Here is a 1,478-nt window from a genome sequence, read left to right on the forward strand (position 1 = left end):
GCACCGGCCGGTGGCCGTGGTGCTGGACCTCGGCGCCGACGCCGCCCCCGCCCGCGTCCCGGCCTCCGCGCCGACGCCGTGCGAGCCGGGCTTCCGCGCCCACTACCGGCTGCTGCTGGCCGACGCGGTGCGCGCGCTCGGCACCGGCCCGGACGCGGCCCCGGTGCTGCTCGCCGGGGCCGGGTCGGGCACCGGCGAGGCCCGCTGCTTCGATGCGCTCGTCGCCGAGGCCGTCGCGACGTACCCGACGCTCGTTCCGCTCGACGTGGAGGCTCTAGTGTGTCCGGGCGGGGTGTGCGCCCAGGTGATCGAGTTCGGCCATCCGTCCTACGACACCGCGCACCTGAGCACGAGCGAACGCGACGAGGTGGGTCCGTGGTTGGCGGCCGCGGTGACCACCGAGCTCGCACCCGAGCGGGCGGCGGCCCGCGCGGAGCAGGCGGCCGGCACCTGCCCGGCCGCGACGGACAGGGGGGTCGACGGTGTCGGCTGCTGACGGTCGGCGCGGCTCCGGACGGGCACGGCCGTGACCGAACCGGAGCTCTTCGGGCCCTACCGGCTCGACACGGTCATCGGCCGTGGCGGCATGGGCGAGGTCTTCCGCGCGTTCGACACCCGGCGCAACCGGGTCGTCGCGGTCAAGCGGATGTCCAAGCACCTGGTCACCGACCCGGAGTACCGCAAGCGGTTCCGCCGCGAGTCGGCGCTGGCCGCGATGCTGCGCGAGCCGCACATCATCCCGATCCACGACTACGGCGAGATCGACGGCCAGCTCTACATCGACATGCGCCTGGTCGAGGGCACCGACCTGGCCGGCGTGCTCAAGCGCGTCCAGCTCAGCGTGGAGCGCGCGGTCGACGTGGTCTCCCAGATCGCCGACGCGCTCGACGCCGCGCACGCCGAGGGCCTGGTGCACCGCGACGTCAAGCCGTCGAACGCGCTGCTGGTCGGCACGTCGCCGGAGGAGGCGGCCTCCCGCGGGTTCGTCTACCTGGTCGACTTCGGGGTCGCCGCCACGCTGGGCGGCACCACGCTGAGCCGGCCCGGCCTGGCCGTCGGCAGCGCCGCCTACATGGCGCCCGAGCGCATGATGGGCGACGACTGGGACTCCCGCGCCGACGTCTACTCGCTGGCCTGCCTGCTCTACGAGACCCTCACCGGGCGCAGGCCCTACCCGTCCGACGACCTGCTGACGCTGCTGCAGGCGCACATGAAGGCGCCCCCGCCGCGCGCGTCGGACGTGCGCCGCGACCTCCCGCCGGGGATGGACCAGGTGGTCGCCACCGGCATGGCGAAGTTGCCCAACGCCCGGTTCTCCAGCGCGGGCGAGCTCGCCGACGCCGCCAGGGCCGTCCTGGAGCGCGCCCCCGCCCCGCCGCGCAACCCCGACGACGTGGCCACCGTGGTGCGCCGCAGGCCGACGCCGCGACCGGGCCCAGCGCGCGGCCCGGCCACGCCCCCCGCTCCGGCGGGCCCCC

2 protein-coding genes are annotated in these 1,478 nt (G+C 76.1%); both read left to right on the forward strand.

All coding sequences use genetic code 11. From position 1 onward, the window contains the following. A partial coding sequence (locus KIK08_RS39000; protein ID WP_214408327.1) for a hypothetical protein occupies positions 1–496 on the forward strand: 496 nt, incomplete at its 5' end. A 30-nt stretch (positions 497–526) separates the two neighbouring features. Beyond that, positions 527–1,478: serine/threonine-protein kinase (locus tag KIK08_RS39005; RefSeq protein WP_214408328.1), on the forward strand; the 952-nt coding region annotated here is incomplete at its 3' end.

The sequence above is a fragment of the Pseudonocardia lacus genome (assembly GCF_018531445.1).
Lineage (GTDB): Bacteria > Actinomycetota > Actinomycetes > Mycobacteriales > Pseudonocardiaceae > Pseudonocardia > Pseudonocardia lacus.